The following is an 18,493-nucleotide window of genomic DNA, read 5'->3' on the forward strand; positions in this document are numbered from 1 at the left end:
CAATTCGCTTTAGTTGTCACGGTTTGTGAAACTGTTCTGCAACAGGAGAGCCGAAATTTATGGAAGCTTAACGAAATCGGTATGAATCGATGTGGTCGCGTCTTACATCCCGCCGTGCGGTGGGCGAGACCGTCAAGCGATGCGGAACGGGAGCCGGTTGCAGCCGGAGCGGGTGATCCATGAAATTCCTCGGAAACAAAGCAACCGTGATGCCGCTTGCGGTTGTAACGGTAATGCTGACCTTCGGCGTGCCGCAGGCGGACGCGCAAGGGCTTTTCGAGAGGCTTTTCGGCGGTGGTATCAGGCGCGCGCCCCAAGGTGATTTCCCTCCGCCGCCGAAGCACAGACCGAAGCCGAAAGAATTCGCTGGTGGTGGCACCAGGATCAACAGCCCGTCCTACTACACTTATAAGGCCGACCGGCTGGTGCGTGTCGATTTTGCGACACTGATGGCAGCACCACAGCCGGTGGCACCACAGGACGCTGCCTTTGTACCGTCGCTCACCAGCGACGCCTTCCGCGAAGCGATTGCCGGGCTCGGCGACTACGAGCTCTATGCCGAACCTGACATTGCCAAGGCGTTGATCGCTTATTACTCGGCCAATCCGGATTTCATCTGGGTGACCGGGACCGGCCCAAACGGTCGCGCGCAGGATGCGGTGCGGGTGCTTGGCGAGGCGACGAGCTATGGCCTCACGCCGGCCGACTATTCGGTTGAAGTGCCTGCCGCTGGCGCATCGACCGGCGGCGCCGATGCGCGGCTGAAGGGGTTCGTCCGCTTTGAGATGGCACTGTCGGCGCGCGTCTTGCGCTATGTCCACGACGCGCAAAGCGGCCGCGTCGATCCCAATCGCATCACCGGCTACTATGATTTCCCGGCCAAGCCGCTCGACATGGAAGCCGTGCTGAAAACGCTGGCGCGCACTCAGCAAGTGCGCACCTATCTCGAATCACGGCATCCGCAGAACGCCGAATATCAGGCGCTGCGCGTCGAACTGGAATCACTTCAGGCCAGCGCCGAAGACGAGATCGTCGTTGACCCCAAGCTGTTGCTGAAACCGGGGCAGACCAGCCCCGAACTGCCGAAGCTTCTGGCGAAGATCGCGCGCAATCTCGACGACGAGATTGGCGGCGCCTATGGCGAGACATTGGCCAGGCTCGCCACCAGCGAGGTCTATGATCCGGAACTGGTGCCGGTTATCAAGGCGGTGCAGAAAAAGGCTGGCATGAAGGGCGACGGCGTCATCGGTCCGCGCACGGTCGCAGCGCTGGTCGGGACGTCTAAGGCCGACAAGATTCAAAAGGTGCAGGTCGCGCTGGAAGAGTTGCGCTGGTTGCCATCCGATCTCGGCAGTCCGCGCGTCTTCATCAACCAGCCGGCCTTTACGGCGAGCTATATCGAAAATGGCGAGGAGAAGCTGAAGACCCGCGCCGTCATCGGCAAGACCACGAACCAGACTTCCTTCTTCTACGACCAGGTTGAGCAGGTCGACTTCCATCCCTATTGGGGTGTGCCGCAGTCGATCCTCGTCAACGAGATGCTGCCCCGGCTGCGCAGGGATCCCGGCTATCTCGACCGCGCCGGCTACGAAGTGGTCAACGCCCGCGGCAAACGCATTCCCTCCTCCTCGGTCAACTGGGGCGCCTATGGCGCGAAAATACCTTATGGCGTGCGCCAGCTGCCGAGCGAGGCCAATGCGCTGGGCGAACTGAAGATCCTGTTCCCCAACAAGCACGCAATCTACATGCACGATACGCCGCAAAAGTCGTTTTTCCAGCGTGACATGCGCGCGCTCAGCCATGGCTGCGTTCGTCTGCAGGATCCGCGCGGCATGGCGGCGGCCGTGCTCGGCACCTCGGTCGACTATGTCGCGGAGAAGCTGAAGCACGGCCATTCGACCGAAAAGGTCACGCGCACGATCCAGGTCTATGTCGCCTATTTCACCGCCTGGCCGGACATGTCCGGCAAAGTCGAATATTTCAGCGACGTCTACGACCGCGACACGCGGCTGCAGCAGGCACTCGACAGCACGGAAGCGGTGCGCTCGCCGGCGAGCTGAGGACGCTAACGCAGGGAGAGCGGGCGCCGGAACCCGGCTTCGCGCCCGGCGATCAGCCAGTAGACCAGACCGGCGACAAGGCCGGCGGTGGCGATGATGCCGATATCGGCCCAGCGCTCGGGGCTCAGGTCTTCCGGCGCGCTCGGCCAGATCAGGACGAAGCCGGCAGCCGCTGCTGCGGCGCCGAAGGCCATATGCAGCCAAAAACTGCGCAGCGAAAACAATTCGGCGATCAGCGCGAAGATCAGCGTCTGCAGGCCGGTTAGTACGATCGTCAGGAAATAGATGAACATGCCGAGCGGTGGCACGACCAGCGCCGCGATGGGGGAGAGCCCCATGAAATCGAAATACGCCGGTGCATCAGGCAGCGAACTCAATGCACCATAGATCGTCACTACTGCAATCAGTCCAACCAGCACCGCAACGAAATAGCCGGCGAGCATCATCAGAACGCGTTTCGCCACATGCTTTGCCGTCGCCATGCCCACCCCCGTGCGGCTCAATGATCACGCCGCAGTCAGCCATCAAAGCCGCATCGGCGCAAGGGGATGCCGAAAAGGGTGCAGGCCCCGCTCTTGGTGAAGCCACGCCGCCGCCCGCTTCCGAGGGGTCGTCGCCAGGCCGCGCTGTAACCTGGTTGCCGGAATAGTTCCGGCGCACGTATCGCCTGGAGGAAGGGTGGCCGCGATCTATTTCGGCTCGGCTGTCACCGGATCGTAGGTGATTTCAACCTTGGCCTTATCGGTCGTGTAATAGGTGACGGTGTAGGCGCCGCTGTCCCAGCCGACCTCGTCGACGTAGCGAAAGTCGTCGCGCTGCTCGACCTTGGCGATTATTTCCGACAGTTTCCTAGCATTCTGCGGCGGCAACGGGCTGCCGTCTGCGGCAAAGGCCGGTCCGCCGAGAAGGAGGACTGCGACACCTGTCGCCAAAACAAGTCTGGACATGGCTTTCCCTCACTCTTCGAGGAGTAGAAACTCGCGGCCATGCAGGTTTGTTCCGGATTGGGCAAGGGGCGTGACAATCTAGCGCCGTGCCGACGCGCCGCATTGTTGTCCCTGAACGGAATCGGATGCAGCTTCGAAAGCTGTGGGGTTGGTGGGCGATGCAGGGATTGAACCTGCGACCCCACCCGTGTGAAGGGTGTGCTCTCCCGCTGAGCTAATCGCCCGCTCTTGCCCGAAGGCCAAGCGCGCCGCGATATAAGGGAGGCCGGCCGGGGAAGTCAAGGCGATGCCCTGGCGTTCCGACGAAGACCGAATGCAATCCCGCCGGGAGCGACACGGTCGCCTCGCTCAGCGCCCCGCAGCGGCGATCAGGCGTTCGGCCAGACCAAGCGTCAGTGCGTCGAAATGCGAGATCACCGCCGACGGTTCGAATTCGCGCACATGGCGGTCGGTGTAACCGAAATCGACCGCGACCACGGGAATGCCGGCGGCTTTCGCCGTATCGATGTCGGTCTGCGAATCACCGACCATCAGCGCGCGGTGCGGATCGCCGCCGGCCAGCACGATGGTTTGGGTCAGATGGCGCGGATCGGGCTTGCGGAACGCAAACGTGTCCTGGCCGCAAATCGCCGCGAAATGCTTCGCCAGGCCGAGCGCCTCGATCAGCGCCACCGAGTTGGCTGCGTATTTGTTCGTGCAGACGGCCAGGAGATAACCGGCTGCTTCGAATCGGGCGATCGTCTCGACGACGCCGGGGTAGGGGCGCGATTTACCCGGGATGTTGTCGGTGTAATGATCGAGAAACAGTTTCAGCAAGCGATCATGCTCCTGGCTTTCCAGCGACCTCTGCTGCGCGGCATGCGCGCGCTCGATCATCACCCGTCCACCATGGCCGACGAAGCGCTTGAAGCCGGCCTCATCGACGGCTGCGAGTTCGCTGGCGGCAAGGCTGTGGTTGAGGCTGTCGAGCAGGTCCGGCGCTGTATCGATCAGCGTCCCGTCGAGGTCGAACACGATGATCGGTCGGGTCATGGCCTGTCCTGTGACGATTACGCTGCCGGCAGGCGATAGCCGCTGCAGCCCATCCAGGCAAGCGGTGCTTGGTCAATCCACAGGGCAAAGCCTTTGACCGGACGGGCAAAGATGCTAGGAGCGCCGAAACAAGCGAAATCCGGGGCAGGCATGGATGCGAGGCAACTGAAGGTCGAAGCCGCACGGGCGGCACTTGCCCATGTGACTGATGGCATGCGGCTCGGCATCGGCACCGGCTCGACGGCCGAGGAGTTCGTTCGGCTGCTTGCCGAGAAGGTCGCCAACGGCCTCACCATTATCGGCGTGCCGACCTCGGAGCGCACCGCCATCCTTTGCGGCGAGCTTGGCGTGCCGCTGTCGACGCTGGAGGAAACGCCGGAACTCGACCTTACCGTCGACGGCGCCGACGAGATCGATCCGGCGCTGACATTGATCAAGGGCGGCGGCGGCGCGCTGCTGCGCGAAAAGATCGTGGCGGCGGCTTCCGCCCGCATGATCGTCATTGCCGACCGTTCGAAGATGGTCGAGACGCTCGGCCGTTTTCCACTGCCCATCGAGGTCAACCCGTTCGGTCTGCGTGCCACGGAAATCGCCGTCGCCGCGGCGGCCGGAAGGCTCGGTCTTTCCGGTCCCGTCACATTGAGGATGACGGGGGGCCAGCCTTTTGTTACAGACGGCGGCCATTTTATCCTCGATGCATCTTTTGGCCGCATTCCGGATACAAGAGCGCTTTCGAATGCTCTCCATGCCATTCCGGGCGTGGTCGAGCATGGTCTTTTCATCGGGCTGGCATCAGCGGCCATCATAGCCGGCGACGGCGTCCAAACCGTCCATGCCGCCCGAAAACCAGGGAGTTCTACCGATCATGACGTTGCATAACCGGGTTCGCCGTTTTTCTGCCGTTCTGGCAGCTTCAGCCGTCTTTGCGTTTTCATCGCCGGCGTTCTCGCAGGACGTCACCGACGGGCATCTGAAGGCGGCCCGCGCTGCGGTCGCGGCGATCCACGCAACGGACCCGTTCGACAACATCCTGCCGCAGGCCGCCGCCGCGCTTCAGCAGCAGCTTATCCAAAAGAACCCGGACATGCAGGAGCTGATCGGCAGAACGGTTAGCGAAAAGGCTCTGGCGCTGGCCTCGCGCCGCGCCGATCTCGAGAAGGAAGCGGCCTTAGCCTATGCCAAGGTATTTTCCGAAAAAGAGCTTACCGAAATCGCCGCTTTCTACAATTCCGATTCCGGCAAGAAGCTGCTCGACAGCGGCCCGGCCGTGACGCGTGACCTGCTCAAGGCCGCCGACATCTGGCAGAACGGCGTCGCTCGCGATCTCGCACAACAGGTCGGCGAAACGCTGGCCGCGGCAGCGAAGGCTACAGCGCCGGCGGCACCGGCGAATGCCGCGGCTCCTGCGGCTGGCACGGAACCGGAAGCACCGAAGAACTGAGAATATTGTCCGGCGGCGTTATCGCTGCGGACCGGAAAGCCCGGCCTCCATTGCGCGTCCCACAGCGTGCGCGGCGTGATGGTCCGGGCTTTTCTTTTGGCGGTTTGCAGCCTACCTGTCTCAGACATTTGAAGGGCAAGGAGCCGCATCATGGCCGTCTATGACTACGATCTTTTCGTCATCGGCGGCGGCTCCGGCGGGGTGAGGGCGGCGCGCATGGCGGCGGCACTCGGCAAGCGCGTCGGCATTGCCGAGGAATACCGCTATGGCGGCACCTGCGTCATTCGCGGCTGCGTGCCGAAGAAGCTCTATGTCTATGCGTCGCAATTTCCCGAACATTTTGCCGACGCCGCAGGTTATGGCTGGACCGTGCCGCAGGCGAGCTTCGACTGGCAGACATTGGTTGCCAACAAGGATCGCGAGATCAGTCGGCTGGAAGCCATCTACAGGAAGAATGTCCAAGGCGTCGGCGGCGAGACGTTCCAGTCGCGCGCCATGCTGGTCGATCCGCATGTGGTGCATCTTCTCGGCAACGACCGCACCGTCACCGCCGACCAGATTCTCATCGCCACCGGCGGCCGCCCAGCGCCGCACCCGGCTCTGCCCGGCCACGAGCACTGCATGTTTTCCAACGAGGCCTTCGACCTCAAGGAATTACCGAAGGCGATCATGATCGAGGGCGGCGGCTATATTGCCGTCGAATTCGCCAACATCTTTCACGGCCTCGGCGTCGACACAACGCTGGTCTATCGCGGCAAGGAGATTCTCTCGCGCTTCGACATGGATCTCCGGCGTATGCTGCACGAAACGATGGAAAAGAAGGGGATAAAAATCCTCTGCCATGCCGTATCCGAATGGGTCAGGAAGCGCCCAGACGGGCGGCTCGACGCTGTCGTCACTGGCGACAAGATTCTGACTGTCGATCAGGTCATGCTCGCCATCGGGCGTCTCCCCAACACCGAAAACATGGGTCTTGAGGGCGTCGGCATCGAGATGACCAAGACCGGCGCTATCAATGTCGACCAATATTCGCGCACCAACATCGACAACATCTGGGCGATCGGCGACGTCACCAACCGCGTGCAATTGACGCCGGTGGCGATCCACGAGGCGATGTGTTTCGTCGAGACCGCCTTCAAGGGCAACCCGACCGCGCCCGACCATGATACGATCGCCACCGCAGTGTTTTCGCAGCCCGAGATCGGCACAGTCGGCCTGTCGGAAGATGAGGCGATAAAGCGTTTTTCCGACGTTGAGATCTACCGCGCCACCTTCCGGCCGATGCGGCACACACTGTCCGGCCGCGACGAAAAGATGCTGATTAAGCTGGTGGTCGACGGCACCTCGAAAAAAGTGCTCGGTGTCCATATCCTCGGGCCGGATGCCGGCGAGATGGCGCAGCTTCTCGGCATTCCGCTGAAGGCGGGGCTGACCAAGGATGATTTCGATCGCACGATGGCCGTGCATCCGACCGCGGCGGAAGAACTCGTCACCATGTACAAGCCGACCTACCGGGTGAAGGACGGCGAGCGCGTCTGACGTTTGCTTTCGCCCGGACGGAACAGCCGCCGATGTCCTTAAGCTCCTCGAAACACTGCTAACCGGGGCGAGCCGGTGATCGCCCCGACACTGCCGGCTTCAGCGGGCAGGGCAGGATCACCAGCGACACTGGGCAGCGCTGTTGTTTCGCCGCTATTTCTGCCTCATGCGGCGAGGGAAGCGCAGCCATCTTTCCTCGACCGGCCTTGGGTGCTCGAGGATGGTGGTGAGCTCGACCGGCAGGCTCGGCGCCAGCGGCTTTTTGGTCGCGACGCCATCGGCGATGGCAACGATGCTGTGATAGAATTCGGCGCCTGAAAGCGACCTTGGCGGCACGGCCTCGTGCATGATCGAGATCACCGTGACGTCTGGACAATTGTCCTTGATCGCTTGATGGAAGGCGATCTTCGCTTCGGGGTCGAGCGCGCCGGTCGCTTCATCGAGAAACAGCAGCCCCGGCTGCTGCAGCACGATGCGAGCGACAACCAGCTTCTGTTTCTGGCCGCCCGAAAGCACCTGGTCCCAGCTCATTCCGTCGCGGCTTTCATCGGCCATGTGTCCGATGAAATCGCCAAGGCCCGCTCTGTGCAGAGCCGATGCAACCTGCGCGTCGGTGTGGTCGTGCTCTGAGGCGGGCAGACAGACCAGTTGCTTCAGCGAGACCTGCTGCAGCTTGACCTCCTGGGCGGCATAGAAACTTTCAACCCCTTCCGGGAAGACGATGGTACCGCGGCCATAGGGCCACAGACCGTTAATCGCCTTGATCAGCGAGGTTTTGCCGCAGCCCGATTCGCCCTTCAGGAACGTCCACTCGCCACGCCGGAAGCGCAAATTCGCAGCACTCAGGAATGGCGTTGCGTCCTCGCCTCCATGCGCCAGTTCCAGCTTCTGGATCGTCAGGCCGAACACCGGGTTCTGGCGGTCGTAGCGGAACTCGGAGCGGCCGGTCAGGCTGTAGAATTCTTGCGGGTGCTGGACGTTCTCGATTGCCTGCGCAAGTTCGATGACGCGCTGGCTGTTGGCGCGCAAGGTGGCGATCTCCGGCATCACATGAATGAACCATGAACACTTGCTAATCAGCGCATTGACCTGTTCGGAAGCTGTTAAATAACCCTTGAGGTCGAGGCCGTTGTAAATGAAGGGCACTAGTCCAGGGCCGTAAGCGACAATCTTGGCGCCGATGAAATTGTAGATCAGCTCGAACGAAGCGTAGCCGGTGTTGACGACGTTCAATCTTGCCCAGGTACGGTCAATGTCGGCATAGCGCTGGCTGTGCACAGTCTTCTGTACATTCTCGCCTTGCGATGCGGCCACGTGAAAACTGCGGCGCAGGAACGTGATCAACTCGCCGCGGTAGTTGCCTTCAGCCTGCTGCATTCTGACGTTGAGCCACTCCAGCATTCGGCCGAGTTTCACCGCGATCCAGGTGTTGAACGGCACGTAGATAGCGATTGCCAAGAGAGCAAGGATGGCGCTGCCGTAGCTACCGAGAAACTCCAGCCCTTTCACCTCCACGGAGTTTCTCAGCAATTCTCCGCCGACAAAGTAGAGCGAAGTGAAGACGCCGAGCACACCCATAGCAAGCCCGATGGCTCCGCCGGTCATGGCCTTGATGGATTCCTGCACGCGCTGGTCAATGTTATCGGGAGCTGCGTTCCCGGAAGACCCATGCTGGGCATGGAAATGCGTATGATTGGTGTCGAGCAGGGACTCATTGAAGCGGCCGTCCAACCAGCCACGCCATTTGCGATGCAATGTTTTAGAAACAAGGTTGCGAACGCCGGCAATAACCAGGTCCTTGAGCACGACCAGCAACACGAGCAAACCGGCGTTGGTCAGCACTGTCTTGATTGGCGTGGTATTCGCGGCATTGTGGAAAAAGGCGATCGACGTCGCCAGCTCTGCTGCAGCCACTGTAAACCAGACGTCGGCTTTGCTGGACAGCGCGGTGACCAGGGCAATCACCAGGGTCAGCGTCCAGGCCTCCACCCAGCGTTCTGAAAACCAGTAGGCCCGCATCAGTCCCCAGAAGCTGCGCATCGAGGAAACCGGTGTCAGGAGCGGCGGCCTTGCGGCACCGCGGAGCCATTTTTCCGATATTGAATGTCGCTCTGGTCTACCGACCCGAATCACTATCCCGCCCAAACCTCTTTTAGTTTTGTTACAGAGAGTAACACCAATTGATCATTTTCCATTATCTTTTCTCTGCCTGCGGAGAATTGATCCGCTCGCCGTTGCCATCAAGCAACAGAATTCAGGACTGCAATGTCATGCCCTGTCGTTCCCAAAGGAATATTGTTTGCGTAAATTCAATGGGTTGCTGATCCACGCATGCGAAGGCCGGCATCTTCCCTTAGGGAAGCTCTTTCCACAGTTTTGTGAAGGCAAGAGCGTGGTCGATCAGCCGACTTTGTGCTGGGGAAGACGGATGCGCTCAAGAACGTGCCGTCTTCGACACGTCTTTGTTGGCCATGTCGGACCTGGCGGCGCCCGGAAAGTAACCGGAATCGCGTTGGCTGCAGCGCAATGCATCGATGCCGCCAAGCTTGCCTATGGAACAGCTGCAGCAAGGGGTCGCTTTCTTGCGAGCCGCAAGCCGCCAAGCAAGGGGAAGTCGTCAACCAAGGGATTGACCCGCACCAGCAGCAACGGGCACTGATTTTTCGTCAGCCGCGCGAAGGTAACGGTGGAGTATCGCCTATTCAGTTCGCTTTCTCCAACTCGCCCCGCGCCTTGGCCGCCGCAACCTGGCGAATGGCGTCGGTGAGCGTGTCGGCGTCTTGTGCGCCCATCACTGCATACCTGCCCTCAAGCAGGAAGCACGGCACGCCCGTGATTCCCATGCGCGAAGCAGTGGCGATTTCTGTGCGCACCGCCTCGACATCGGCGTCCGTCGGCAAAAGCGTCTCGACCACGGATGCATCCATGCCGGCCTCGCGGGCGGCGTTGATCAGCACCACATGATCGCCGAGATTGGCGCCTTCCTCGAAATTCAACTGGAACAGACGTCGCACCAGCCGGTTCTGCACGACCTCGCCGGCGGTACCAGCCCAGCGGATGACGCGGTGCGCGTCAAGCGTGTTGGGCGCGACCTTGATGGCGGCGAAGGCAAAGTTGATCCCTTCGGCCTCTCCCAGCGGCTCGATGCGGGCGTGGATCTCGCGGATGCGTTCGTCACTGCCGAATTTGGCCACCAGGTATTCGCGGCGATCTTTGCCTTCGGGCGGGATGGTCGGATCGAGCTGGAACGGCCGCCAGCGAATGTGCACCTCGACATCGGTTGCCGCGGCGATCGCCTTGTCGAGCCGCTTCTGGCCGATGAAGCACCAGGGGCAGACGACGTCGGAGACCACATCGACGGTAATCGACTTCTCGTCGCTCATCTTGATCTCCTGTTCCGAAGAGGTCATTTCGGCTTGCGCCACCATGTCGGCAGCCGATAACCTGATATGGGCGTCTTTTGCGGATGTTCCAGATAGCTCCAGTAGGCGAGCCATTGCTGCGTGTTGTGCTGCATCGGAACCATGTAGTTGCCGGAGATCAACAACCTGTCGAGGACGCGGACGGCGGCAACATAATCTTCGCGGCTGCGGGCATCGAGCATCGCCTCTAGTGCGGCATCTATCGCCGGATCGGCGACGCCGGCAAGGTTGAATGACCCTTCGGCATTGGCGGCAGCTGATCCCCAGCGCCCGAGCTGCTCGATGCCCGGCGACAGCGAGTTCTCGAAGCCGCTGGTGCCGATCAGCACATCGAAATCGAAACGTTGCTTGCGCGACTGGATCTGGTCGCCGTCAAGGCTGCGGATGGTGACAGCGATGCCGATCTTCGCCAGCGTGCGCTGGTAGATGGCGGCAAGGCGCTCCTCGTTCTGCGAGGCGGTCAGGATCTCGAAGCCGAAGGGTTTCCCCTCGGGATCGAGCATCACTCCATCCTGCAAGGCATAGCCCGCGCCCTTCAATATGTCGAAGGCAGCTTTCAGCACCTTGCGGTCCTGGCCCGAGCCGTCGGTGACGGGTGGCCGCCAGGTGCCGTCCATGACATCGGCTGGCACACGGCCGGGGTAAGGTGCCAGAAGCGCTTTTTCCCTGTCGTCGGCCGGATGGCCGAGCGCGGAAAGCTCGGAATTCTGCCAATAGCTCATGGTGCGCATGTACTTGCCGCCAAACAAGTTCTTGTTGGCCCATTCGAAGTCGTAGAGCATGCCGAGCGCGCGTCGAACCACCGGATTGGAAAACTTCTCCAGTCTTGTGTTGAACAGGAACCCGGTCACCACTGGCGGGATGCCGGTGTCGAACGTTTCGGCGATCACGTCGCCCTTGTGGAAGGCCGGGAAGTCGAGATCGCGCTCGCGCTTGACCGGATCGCTGTCGTCAGCGATGGCGCAGATGCCTTTCTTGAAAGCTTCCAGCTTGGCGTTGGCATTGAGGAAATATTCGATGGTGATCTGGTCGTAATTGTCGAAACCGCGCTTGGCGGGGATGTCCTTGCCCCAATAATTTGGGTTGCGCTTGAACACGATGCGCTGGCCAGGCGCCACGTGCGCCACGGTGTACGGGCCGCTGCCGATCACAGGTTTCAGCGTGGTTCGGTCGAAGGTCTCCTTGTCGAAAGCGTGCTTCGGTACGATTGGCGTCATCGCGATAACCAACGGAGTCTCGCGGTTCGCCTTGTCATTGAATGTAAAGCGCACGCTGCGGTCGCCGATTTTTTCGAGTTTGGCGACCATGCTCATTCGGGCGCTGTAGGGTGGCCGGCCTTTCTCGGTAAAGACGTCGTAAGTGAACAGCACGTCTTCCGCAGTCATCGGTTGGCCATCAGACCACTTGGCCCTCGGATCGAGGTGGAATTCGATGCTCCTGCGCTCCGGATCCATGTCCGCGGTCTCGGCAAGCAGGCCATAAAGACTGAAGGCTTCATCGTCATTGCGCTGCATCAACGGCTCGAAGACGAGATTGCCGAAGATCCTATCGATCATGCCGCGTGCCGTCGTGCGCAGGCTTTTCAGGATGAACGGGTTGAGATTGTCGAAGCTACCGACGACGCAATAGGTTATGCTGCCGCCCTTCGGCGCATCGGGATTGACGTAGTTGAAATGCGTATAGTCGGCCGGCAGCGCCGGCTTGCCTTGCATGGCGATCGCGTGTTTCGGCTCCGATACAGCTGGCTGAAGCGAAAGTGTGATAGACGAGATCGCGGCGATCAGCCAAACAAGAACGCGGCCCATGACCGTCTCCTTACTGGGTCGGCTTGATGATTCGGAGCGCACCCTAACATGAGCCGGCCGCCTCCCGGTCAATCGCGCGTTCAAGAATTGCGAGTATCGGGCTGGATTCGGCACCGCTTGCAGTGTAACACGCCGTCCGAGTCATTCTGTTGCCTCATTTCGGCAACAGGTAGCTGGACCACACGGCGCGAAGAAGCCGGTCCTGGGATCATTTGAGAGGAAGTTCACGATGACGAGCCTGAACAGCAACGCGTACCGCCTGTCGGTCCTGGCCGCTGGCGTGGTCGGCTTTCTGGGCGCACAACTTCCAGCAGCTCTTGCGCAGCAGCAACAGCAGATTCCGCAGGGCTGGTTCAAAGCCTGCACCAAGCAGGAAGACGTCGACATCTGCAATGTCCAGAACATCACCACTGCCGGTAACGGCCAGCTCGTTACCGGCGTCAGCCTGATCGAATTGAAGGGCAAGATAAACCGCAAGGTGTTCCAGGTGACGGTTCCGACCGGTCGCCTGGTTCCTCCCGGCATTGGCCTTCAAATCGATACGGGGAAGGCGCAGAAGCTCGATTATGTGATCTGCTTCCCCGACCGCTGCGTGGCGGAAGTGCCGCTGACCGACCAGCTCGTCGCCTCCTTCAAGAAGGGTTCGAACCTGACGCTGACCTCGGTCAATTTCCAGAACCAGCCGAACCCGATCAAGATCGCGCTGACCGGCTTCAGCGGCGCCTTCGACGGGCCGCCGCTGCAGCAGTCGGACATCGAGGATCGGCAGAAGAAGCTTCAGGATTTCGTAGCCAAGAACAATCAGGACTTCGCCAAGAAGCTCAAGGAAGAGCAGGACAAGGCGAAGACCTCAAACTGATTGCCCCTCAGGGCAAATAAGACAATTTCTTGAGCCAAGGAAAAAGCGGGGTCATGCCCCGCTTTTTTGTTCCGGCCGGCCATTTCTTGATCCTAGCAGGCCCGCAATCCCGTCAGGTCAATGTCTTGACTGGCGTCTTGGCTCGTAGCGGCCGTCCGGCCTCTTGTCGAACATCTCGCCGATCTCCGGATGCCGCACCGGTTCGCCAGACTGATCCTCGAGGAGGTTCTGCTCAGACACATAGGCGATGTATTCCGTTTCCGAATTCTCGGCGAGCAAATGGTAGAAGGGCTGGTCCTTGGCCGGCCGCACGTCCGCAGGGATCGCCTCGTACCATTCGTCGGTGTTGGCGAATTGCGGGTCGACATCGAAAATGATGCCGCGGAACGGAAACAGCCGGTGGCGAACCACCTGTCCGATCGAGAATTTGGCTGTTTTCATCATCGTACTCACCACTAAGTCCTAGGAGTGCCGCGTCCTTGGACTGCGCAAAGACTCTCTAAGACTTTGAATTTACGCATTACGCTTCAAAAAATCGAGCCCGACTTATGGCTGATGCCTGACCCTCCTTGACGCAGACGCCGCATCAATTCAATACCGAAGTGCCTGATCAATGCCGAAGCGCTTGACGCCACGTCAAGCTACGGGCCAGCCCGCCCGTGGGGCGTGCTACTGCCGGACTCGTTTCCTTAAGCCACCGGCGAGCGCCGCAAAACCACTGCCGGGCCGCAGCCCCTCGCGCATGAAAAAGGCGCGAAGCGGCGCGAAGCCGCCGAGCACGCCGAGACCAGCGCTGCGCGCCATCTGTGCTGGCAGCATGTCCGAGAGCAGCGACTTGTTGAGCAGGTTGACCGCACTGCTGCGCGCCAGGATGTCGGGCCGGCGCTTGAAATCATAGGCTGCGAGTGCCTTGACCGCGCCGGGGTCAACCCTGTTTTCGCAAGTAATTCCAATCAGATCATCGATATCCCTGATACCAAGATTGAGACCTTGCGCGCCGATCGGCGGAAACACATGGGCGGCTTCGCCGACAAGTGCCACCCGTTTGCGCGCGAAGCACCGCGGCGTCACACCCGAAAGCGCGTAGATCTGCCGGCCGGGCTCGACAGACACCCGGCCCAGCATCGATTGCATCCGCTGTTCGACCCGCATTGAAAGCGTCGCATCGTTCAGCGCCACAAGTTCCTTCGCCGTTTCCGGCTCTACCACCCAGACAAGGCTGGACCGGTTGCCGGGCAGGGGAACCTGGGTGAACGGGCCGGTCTCGGTGTGGAATTCGGTCGAGGTGAAAGCGTGGTCGCTGCGGTGGCCGAAATTGAGAATCAGTGCCGCCTGCCGATAGGACCGGGCGGATGTCGAGATGCCGGCAGCCTCGCGGGCCGGCGACAGACGGCCATCGGCAGCGACCGCCAGCGATGCTGCAACCTCGCTGCCGTCAGACAGGATCGCATGGGCATGATCGGCGTCGAGGCGCCAGGTCTCCACAATCGATTTTCGCCATTCGATGCCGGAATGCGCGACTACAGCCCCGGCAAGTGCGGGGTTGAGAGCGCTGTTGGGTAAGTTCAGCCCGAACTGCTCCTCGCCGATTTCGCTGGCACGAAAAATGACCACCGGGCTGCGGATCAGCCGGCTGGTTGCATCGACGATGCGCATAACCTTCAGCGGTGCGGCTTTCGACCTCACCTCATCGAGTACGCCCAACCGTTCGAGGATATTCAGGGCTGGGTTCATCAAGGCCGTCGTTCGGCCGTCTTGGCCATTTGCCTCAGGTCCGACGAGCGTCACGGGAAAGCCGGCATCCGCAAAACCAAGCGCTGCGATCAGCCCTGCCGGGCCACTGCCGGCAACCAGTATCCGTGCTGTCTGCTGATGGTCCAAGTTCGCTTCCGGATTGTGATGCGAGGCGGTCGGTCCGACCTGAAGCATATAGGTCAGATCATACGGCTTGATCAACGCGGCGATTCGGCCCATTCGATTGCCATGATCGGCCAAGACCATGATTTCAGTCATCTCGACCGTCTCGGCCGTGCCACGGCGAGCATCTCGCGCAATCCTCGACTGGCGGTGAACATCGTTTTGGGCGCAAGCGTCCTTCTGGCCTGGCTGCTTCTCGGCGCCATGGCGATTCGCGGCGCCGAAAGCCGGGTTCCGGGCATCGATGCACCCGGCGACACATTGATCAGATATCTGCCGCAGCTGCCGCTGCCGGATTTTCTTGAGCGCTTCTTCACCCTTTGTCTTGCACCTGCGCCGCTCGACGGGGGCGTCGGCGCGCAGGCCGGAGCGCTCGTTGTCATGTGGTTCCTGATGGCGGTCGCCACCATGCTGCCTTCGGCGGCGCCGATGATCCGCACCTATTGCGAGATCGCCGATACCGCGCGGATCAAGGGCGAAGCGGTCGTCCATCCGCTGGTCCTGGTCGCCGGTTACCTCAGCGTGTGGTTGGCTGCGTCGGCAGCGTTTGCGGCGCTGACGCTCATCGTTCACGCCTTCGCATCATCTGTGCAGATGCTCGATCCGATGGTCGGAGCGACAGGAGCGGCTGCACTTTTGGGTGCCGGCCTTTACCAGTTCAGCGGGCTGAAGGAAGCCTGCCTGACGAAGTGCAAAAACCCGTTCTCGATCCTGTTTTCGAACTGGAGTGCGAGGTCCAGCCGGATTTTCCGGCTCGGCATGGAGCAGGGCGTCTGGTGTCTCGGCTGCTGCTGGGCGCTGATGCTGGTGATGTTCGCCGTCGGTGTGATGAACTTGTTTTGGATGGCACTGATCGGCCTGTTCACCTTGATCGAAAAACAGACAGCAAGCAGGCTGCCAACCCGGATCGCCGGTGCGATACTGCTTGTCTGGGCAGCCGCCCTGCTAGTAGTCTCGGCATAGGGAGAGAAGTCGATGGCGGATCAAGGCTGGGCAATGAAAGGAGAGCTGGTGCTCTCCTGCAATTGCGCGGTTTTTTGTCCTTGCGTGCTGTCTCTCGGCAGTCATCCGCCCACCGAGGGCTATTGTCAGACCTGGGCGGGGTTCCACATCGATGCCGGCCATTTCGGCGAGGTCGACCTGTCCGGCCTCAACCTTGGGCTGATCATGGAAATCCCCGGCTATATGAGCCGCGGCAACTGGACCGCCGGACTGTTCATCGACAAGCGCGCCTCAGCCTACGCGGTAAAGGCGCTGACCAGGATTTTCACCGGCAAGGCTGGCGGAACCACCTCGCTGCTCTCGATCCTGGTCGGAAAGTTCCTCGGCGTCGAGCAAGCGCCGATCACCTATGAGACGCGCGACAGGACGCGGATTTTCCAGATACCGAAGATCATCGACGGAGCGGTGACGCCGATCCCAGGCAAGGACCGCGACAAGGATACGGTGATCAGCAATTCCGAATACTGGATCGCACCGGAAATCATCGTCGCCCGGTCCGACAAGAGCAAGATGCGGGCCTTCGGCCGCAACTGGAATTTTGCCGGCCGCTCGGCCGAAATCTGCAAGCTGGACTGGCGGGGCCCGTGAGCAAAAAAACTACGGCCAGGAAAATCACGGACAGGATTCCGAGGCCAAAGAAGAAAGTCACGTGGCCGCAGGCGCGCGCGTTTTCGGTCCATCTGCTGACCGCGTCGGGCTCGTTCCTGGCGTTCCTGTCGCTGGTGGCGGCGAGCGAGCAGCGCTGGACGGCGATGTTCTGGTGGCTGGGGCTGGCGCTGTTCGTCGACGGCATCGACGGGCCGATCGCCAGGAAACTCGAGGTCAAGGAAATCCTGCCGACATGGTCGGGCGAACTCCTCGACAACATCATCGACTACGTCACTTACGTGCTGATACCGGCCTTCGCGCTTTACCAGCGCGGCTTCATGGGTGAGGGCCTGTCGTTCCTGTCGGCGGCGATCATCGTCGTGTCGAGCGCGATCTACTATGCCGATACCGGCATGAAGACCAAGGAGAATTTCTTCAAGGGGTTTCCGGTAGTCTGGAACATGGTGGTGTTCACGCTTTTCGTCATCGATCCGGGACAATGGGTTTCCTTCGCCGTCGTCGTGGTGGCCGGCATTCTGACCTTTGTGCCAATCAATTTCATCCACCCGGTGCGGGTGGTGCGGCTGCGTCCCATCAACCTTGGCATGACGCTGCTATGGTGCGCTTTTGGAGCGCTGGCGCTGGCGCAGGCAGCTCTTGCCGCCTTCTACGACCAGATCGGCGTCTTGGGCGAGCAGGTGAGTGTCTTCACCAAGATCGGCATCACGGTCACCGGACTTTACCTCGCATGCATCGGCGGTATCATGCAGCTCTTTCCAACGCTCGGCACCAAGAAAACCTGATCCCAAGAGAGTCTGGTCCCAAGAGAGCCTCATCAATGTCCAAAGCAATACGCATCCACGCCAATGGCGGTCCGGAGGTTCTGACCTATGAGGACGCCGATCCGGGCCAACCCGGCTCGGGACAAATCCTGGTCAGACACACGGCGATCGGCCTCAATTTCATCGACGTCTATCATCGCTCCGGCCTTTATCCGCCGCCAGGCGGTTTCCCGCTGATACCCGGCAGCGAGGCGGCGGGGGTGGTGGTGGAAGTCGGCGCGGATCTCGACTGGCTGATGCCGGGCGATCGCATCGCCTACGCCGTGACGACTGGCGCCTATGCCGAGCAGCGCGTGATCGCCGCCGACCGCGTGGTCAAGGTGCCGGACGGCATCAGCGACGAACAGGCGGCCGCCATGATGCTGAAAGGGATGACGGCGGAATATCTGCTGCGCCGTACCTTCAAGGTGAAGGCGGGCGACACGATTCTGTTTCACGCCGCGGCCGGCGGCGTCGGGCTGATCCTTGGCCAATGGGCCAAGCATCTTGGCGCAACCGTGATCGGCACCGCCAGCTCCGCCGACAAGATCGAGCTCGCCAAGGCGCATGGCTTCGACCACGTCATCAACTACCGCGAGCAGGACTTCGTCGCCGGCGTTCTCGCCATCACCGGTGGCAAGAAGTGCGACGTCGTCTATGATTCGGTAGGCAACGACACCTTTCCGGCCTCGCTCGACTGCCTGAAGCCGCTCGGCATGTTCGCGAGCTTCGGTCAATCGTCGGGGCCGGTCCCGCCGTTCAGCATGTCGTTGCTGGCGCAGAAAGGTTCGCTGTTCGCAACCCGTCCGACGCTGTTCGTCTACAACGCCAAGCGCGAAGACCTGGAGGCGTCCGCCGCCGCATTGTTCGAAATCGTGCTCAGCGGCGCGGTCAAGATCAAGATCAACCAGCGCTACGCGCTCAAGGATGCCGGCAAGGCGCATTCCGACCTTGAAGGCCGCAGGACGACCGGGACAACCATTCTTATCCCCTGAGCCTTGCTATCCCTTGAGTTTCCGCTGAAATTCTTGAAGCTCTTTCAAGACGGGTGCCGCTTTGC

General features: G+C 61.0%; 17 protein-coding genes and 1 tRNA gene. 9 read left to right on the forward strand and 9 right to left on the reverse strand.

The features are described 5' to 3' along the window. The first annotated feature begins 179 nt into the window (after positions 1-179). Entirely contained in the window at positions 180-2,060 is a 1,881-nt protein-coding gene (locus tag A9K68_RS18790; protein WP_065010024.1) for a murein L,D-transpeptidase, read from the forward strand. 5 nt (positions 2,061-2,065) lie between these two features. Here A9K68_RS18790 and A9K68_RS18795 read toward each other — a convergent pair whose 3' ends face one another. The 4 genes from A9K68_RS18795 to A9K68_RS18810 form a co-directional block, all read right to left on the reverse strand. Continuing rightward, positions 2,066-2,542 (reverse strand): hypothetical protein, encoded by a 477-nt coding sequence (locus A9K68_RS18795; RefSeq protein ID WP_082982549.1) that lies wholly within the window; start codon positions 2,540-2,542, stop codon positions 2,066-2,068. Between the two features lie 207 nt (positions 2,543-2,749). Then, on the reverse strand, positions 2,750-3,007 hold the full coding sequence (locus tag A9K68_RS18800) for a PepSY domain-containing protein (RefSeq protein WP_065010026.1): 258 nt from the start codon (positions 3,005-3,007) through the stop codon (positions 2,750-2,752). 149 nt (positions 3,008-3,156) lie between these two features. Beyond that, positions 3,157-3,231: transfer RNA gene (locus A9K68_RS18805), tRNA-Val, on the reverse strand. Between the two features lie 124 nt (positions 3,232-3,355). Beyond that, positions 3,356-4,039, reverse strand: coding sequence for a phosphoglycolate phosphatase (locus A9K68_RS18810; protein WP_029352490.1), 684 nt, complete (start codon positions 4,037-4,039; stop codon positions 3,356-3,358). Positions 4,040-4,189: 150 nt separating this feature from the next. Here A9K68_RS18810 and rpiA point away from each other — a divergent pair, with 150 nt between their 5' ends. The 3 genes from rpiA to gor all read left to right on the forward strand — a co-directional run bounded on the left by rpiA (position 4,190) and on the right by gor (position 7,019). Next, on the forward strand, positions 4,190-4,918 hold the full coding sequence (rpiA, locus tag A9K68_RS18815; RefSeq protein ID WP_065010027.1) for a ribose-5-phosphate isomerase RpiA: 729 nt from the start codon (positions 4,190-4,192) through the stop codon (positions 4,916-4,918). Next, entirely contained in the window at positions 4,905-5,480 is a 576-nt protein-coding gene (locus A9K68_RS18820) for a DUF2059 domain-containing protein (RefSeq protein WP_036267331.1), read from the forward strand. The genes rpiA and A9K68_RS18820 overlap by 14 nt, the downstream gene beginning before the upstream one ends. A gap of 150 nt (positions 5,481-5,630) precedes the next feature. Further along, entirely contained in the window at positions 5,631-7,019 is a 1,389-nt protein-coding gene (gene gor / locus A9K68_RS18825; RefSeq protein WP_065010028.1) for a glutathione-disulfide reductase, read from the forward strand. Positions 7,020-7,172: 153 nt separating this feature from the next. On the opposite strand, the gene A9K68_RS18830 is transcribed toward gor, so the two are convergent. From A9K68_RS18830 to A9K68_RS18840, 3 genes are all read right to left on the reverse strand, one after another. Next, entirely contained in the window at positions 7,173-9,059 is a 1,887-nt protein-coding gene (locus A9K68_RS18830; RefSeq protein WP_065010029.1) for an ABC transporter ATP-binding protein/permease, read from the reverse strand. 662 nt (positions 9,060-9,721) lie between these two features. Further along, positions 9,722-10,402 carry a DsbA family protein gene (locus tag A9K68_RS18835; protein WP_065010059.1) on the reverse strand — a complete coding sequence of 227 codons (681 nt, stop codon included), beginning with the start codon at positions 10,400-10,402 and terminating at the stop codon, positions 9,722-9,724. Between the two features lie 23 nt (positions 10,403-10,425). Next, positions 10,426-12,246 (reverse strand): extracellular solute-binding protein, encoded by a 1,821-nt coding sequence (locus A9K68_RS18840; RefSeq protein WP_065010030.1) that lies wholly within the window; start codon positions 12,244-12,246, stop codon positions 10,426-10,428. A 229-nt stretch (positions 12,247-12,475) separates the two neighbouring features. Between A9K68_RS18840 and A9K68_RS18845 the strand changes: the two genes are divergently transcribed. Then, positions 12,476-13,105: an invasion associated locus B family protein gene (locus A9K68_RS18845; RefSeq protein ID WP_065010031.1), complete on the forward strand. Its 630-nt coding sequence runs from the start codon at positions 12,476-12,478 to the stop codon at positions 13,103-13,105. Between the two features lie 117 nt (positions 13,106-13,222). Here A9K68_RS18845 and hspQ read toward each other — a convergent pair whose 3' ends face one another. Then, positions 13,223-13,546: a heat shock protein HspQ gene (hspQ, locus tag A9K68_RS18850; protein ID WP_065010060.1), complete on the reverse strand. Its 324-nt coding sequence runs from the start codon at positions 13,544-13,546 to the stop codon at positions 13,223-13,225. Positions 13,547-13,774: 228 nt separating this feature from the next. Next, a complete protein-coding gene (locus tag A9K68_RS18855) occupies positions 13,775-14,986 on the reverse strand; it encodes a UbiH/UbiF family hydroxylase (RefSeq protein WP_065010061.1) in 1,212 nt (403 codons plus the stop codon). A gap of 102 nt (positions 14,987-15,088) precedes the next feature. Here A9K68_RS18855 and A9K68_RS18860 point away from each other — a divergent pair, with 102 nt between their 5' ends. The 4 genes from A9K68_RS18860 to A9K68_RS18875 are packed head-to-tail and all read left to right on the forward strand — an operon-like array spanning position 15,089 to position 18,428. Further along, a complete protein-coding gene (locus A9K68_RS18860; RefSeq protein WP_065010032.1) occupies positions 15,089-15,985 on the forward strand; it encodes a DUF2182 domain-containing protein in 897 nt (298 codons plus the stop codon). 12 nt (positions 15,986-15,997) lie between these two features. Next, complete coding sequence (locus A9K68_RS18865; protein ID WP_065010033.1) at positions 15,998-16,612, forward strand: DUF1326 domain-containing protein; 615 nt, start codon at positions 15,998-16,000, stop codon at positions 16,610-16,612. Then, positions 16,609-17,415, forward strand: coding sequence for a phosphatidylcholine synthase (pcsA, locus tag A9K68_RS18870; protein WP_065010034.1), 807 nt, complete (start codon positions 16,609-16,611; stop codon positions 17,413-17,415). The genes A9K68_RS18865 and pcsA overlap by 4 nt, the downstream gene beginning before the upstream one ends. Positions 17,416-17,450: 35 nt before the next feature. Continuing rightward, positions 17,451-18,428 (forward strand): quinone oxidoreductase, encoded by a 978-nt coding sequence (locus tag A9K68_RS18875; RefSeq protein ID WP_065010035.1) that lies wholly within the window; start codon positions 17,451-17,453, stop codon positions 18,426-18,428. Positions 18,429-18,493 lie beyond the last annotated feature (65 nt).

The sequence above is a fragment of the Mesorhizobium sp. AA22 genome, from assembly GCF_001672375.2.
In the GTDB taxonomy this organism is placed as follows: Bacteria; Pseudomonadota; Alphaproteobacteria; order Rhizobiales; family Rhizobiaceae; genus Mesorhizobium; species Mesorhizobium wenxiniae.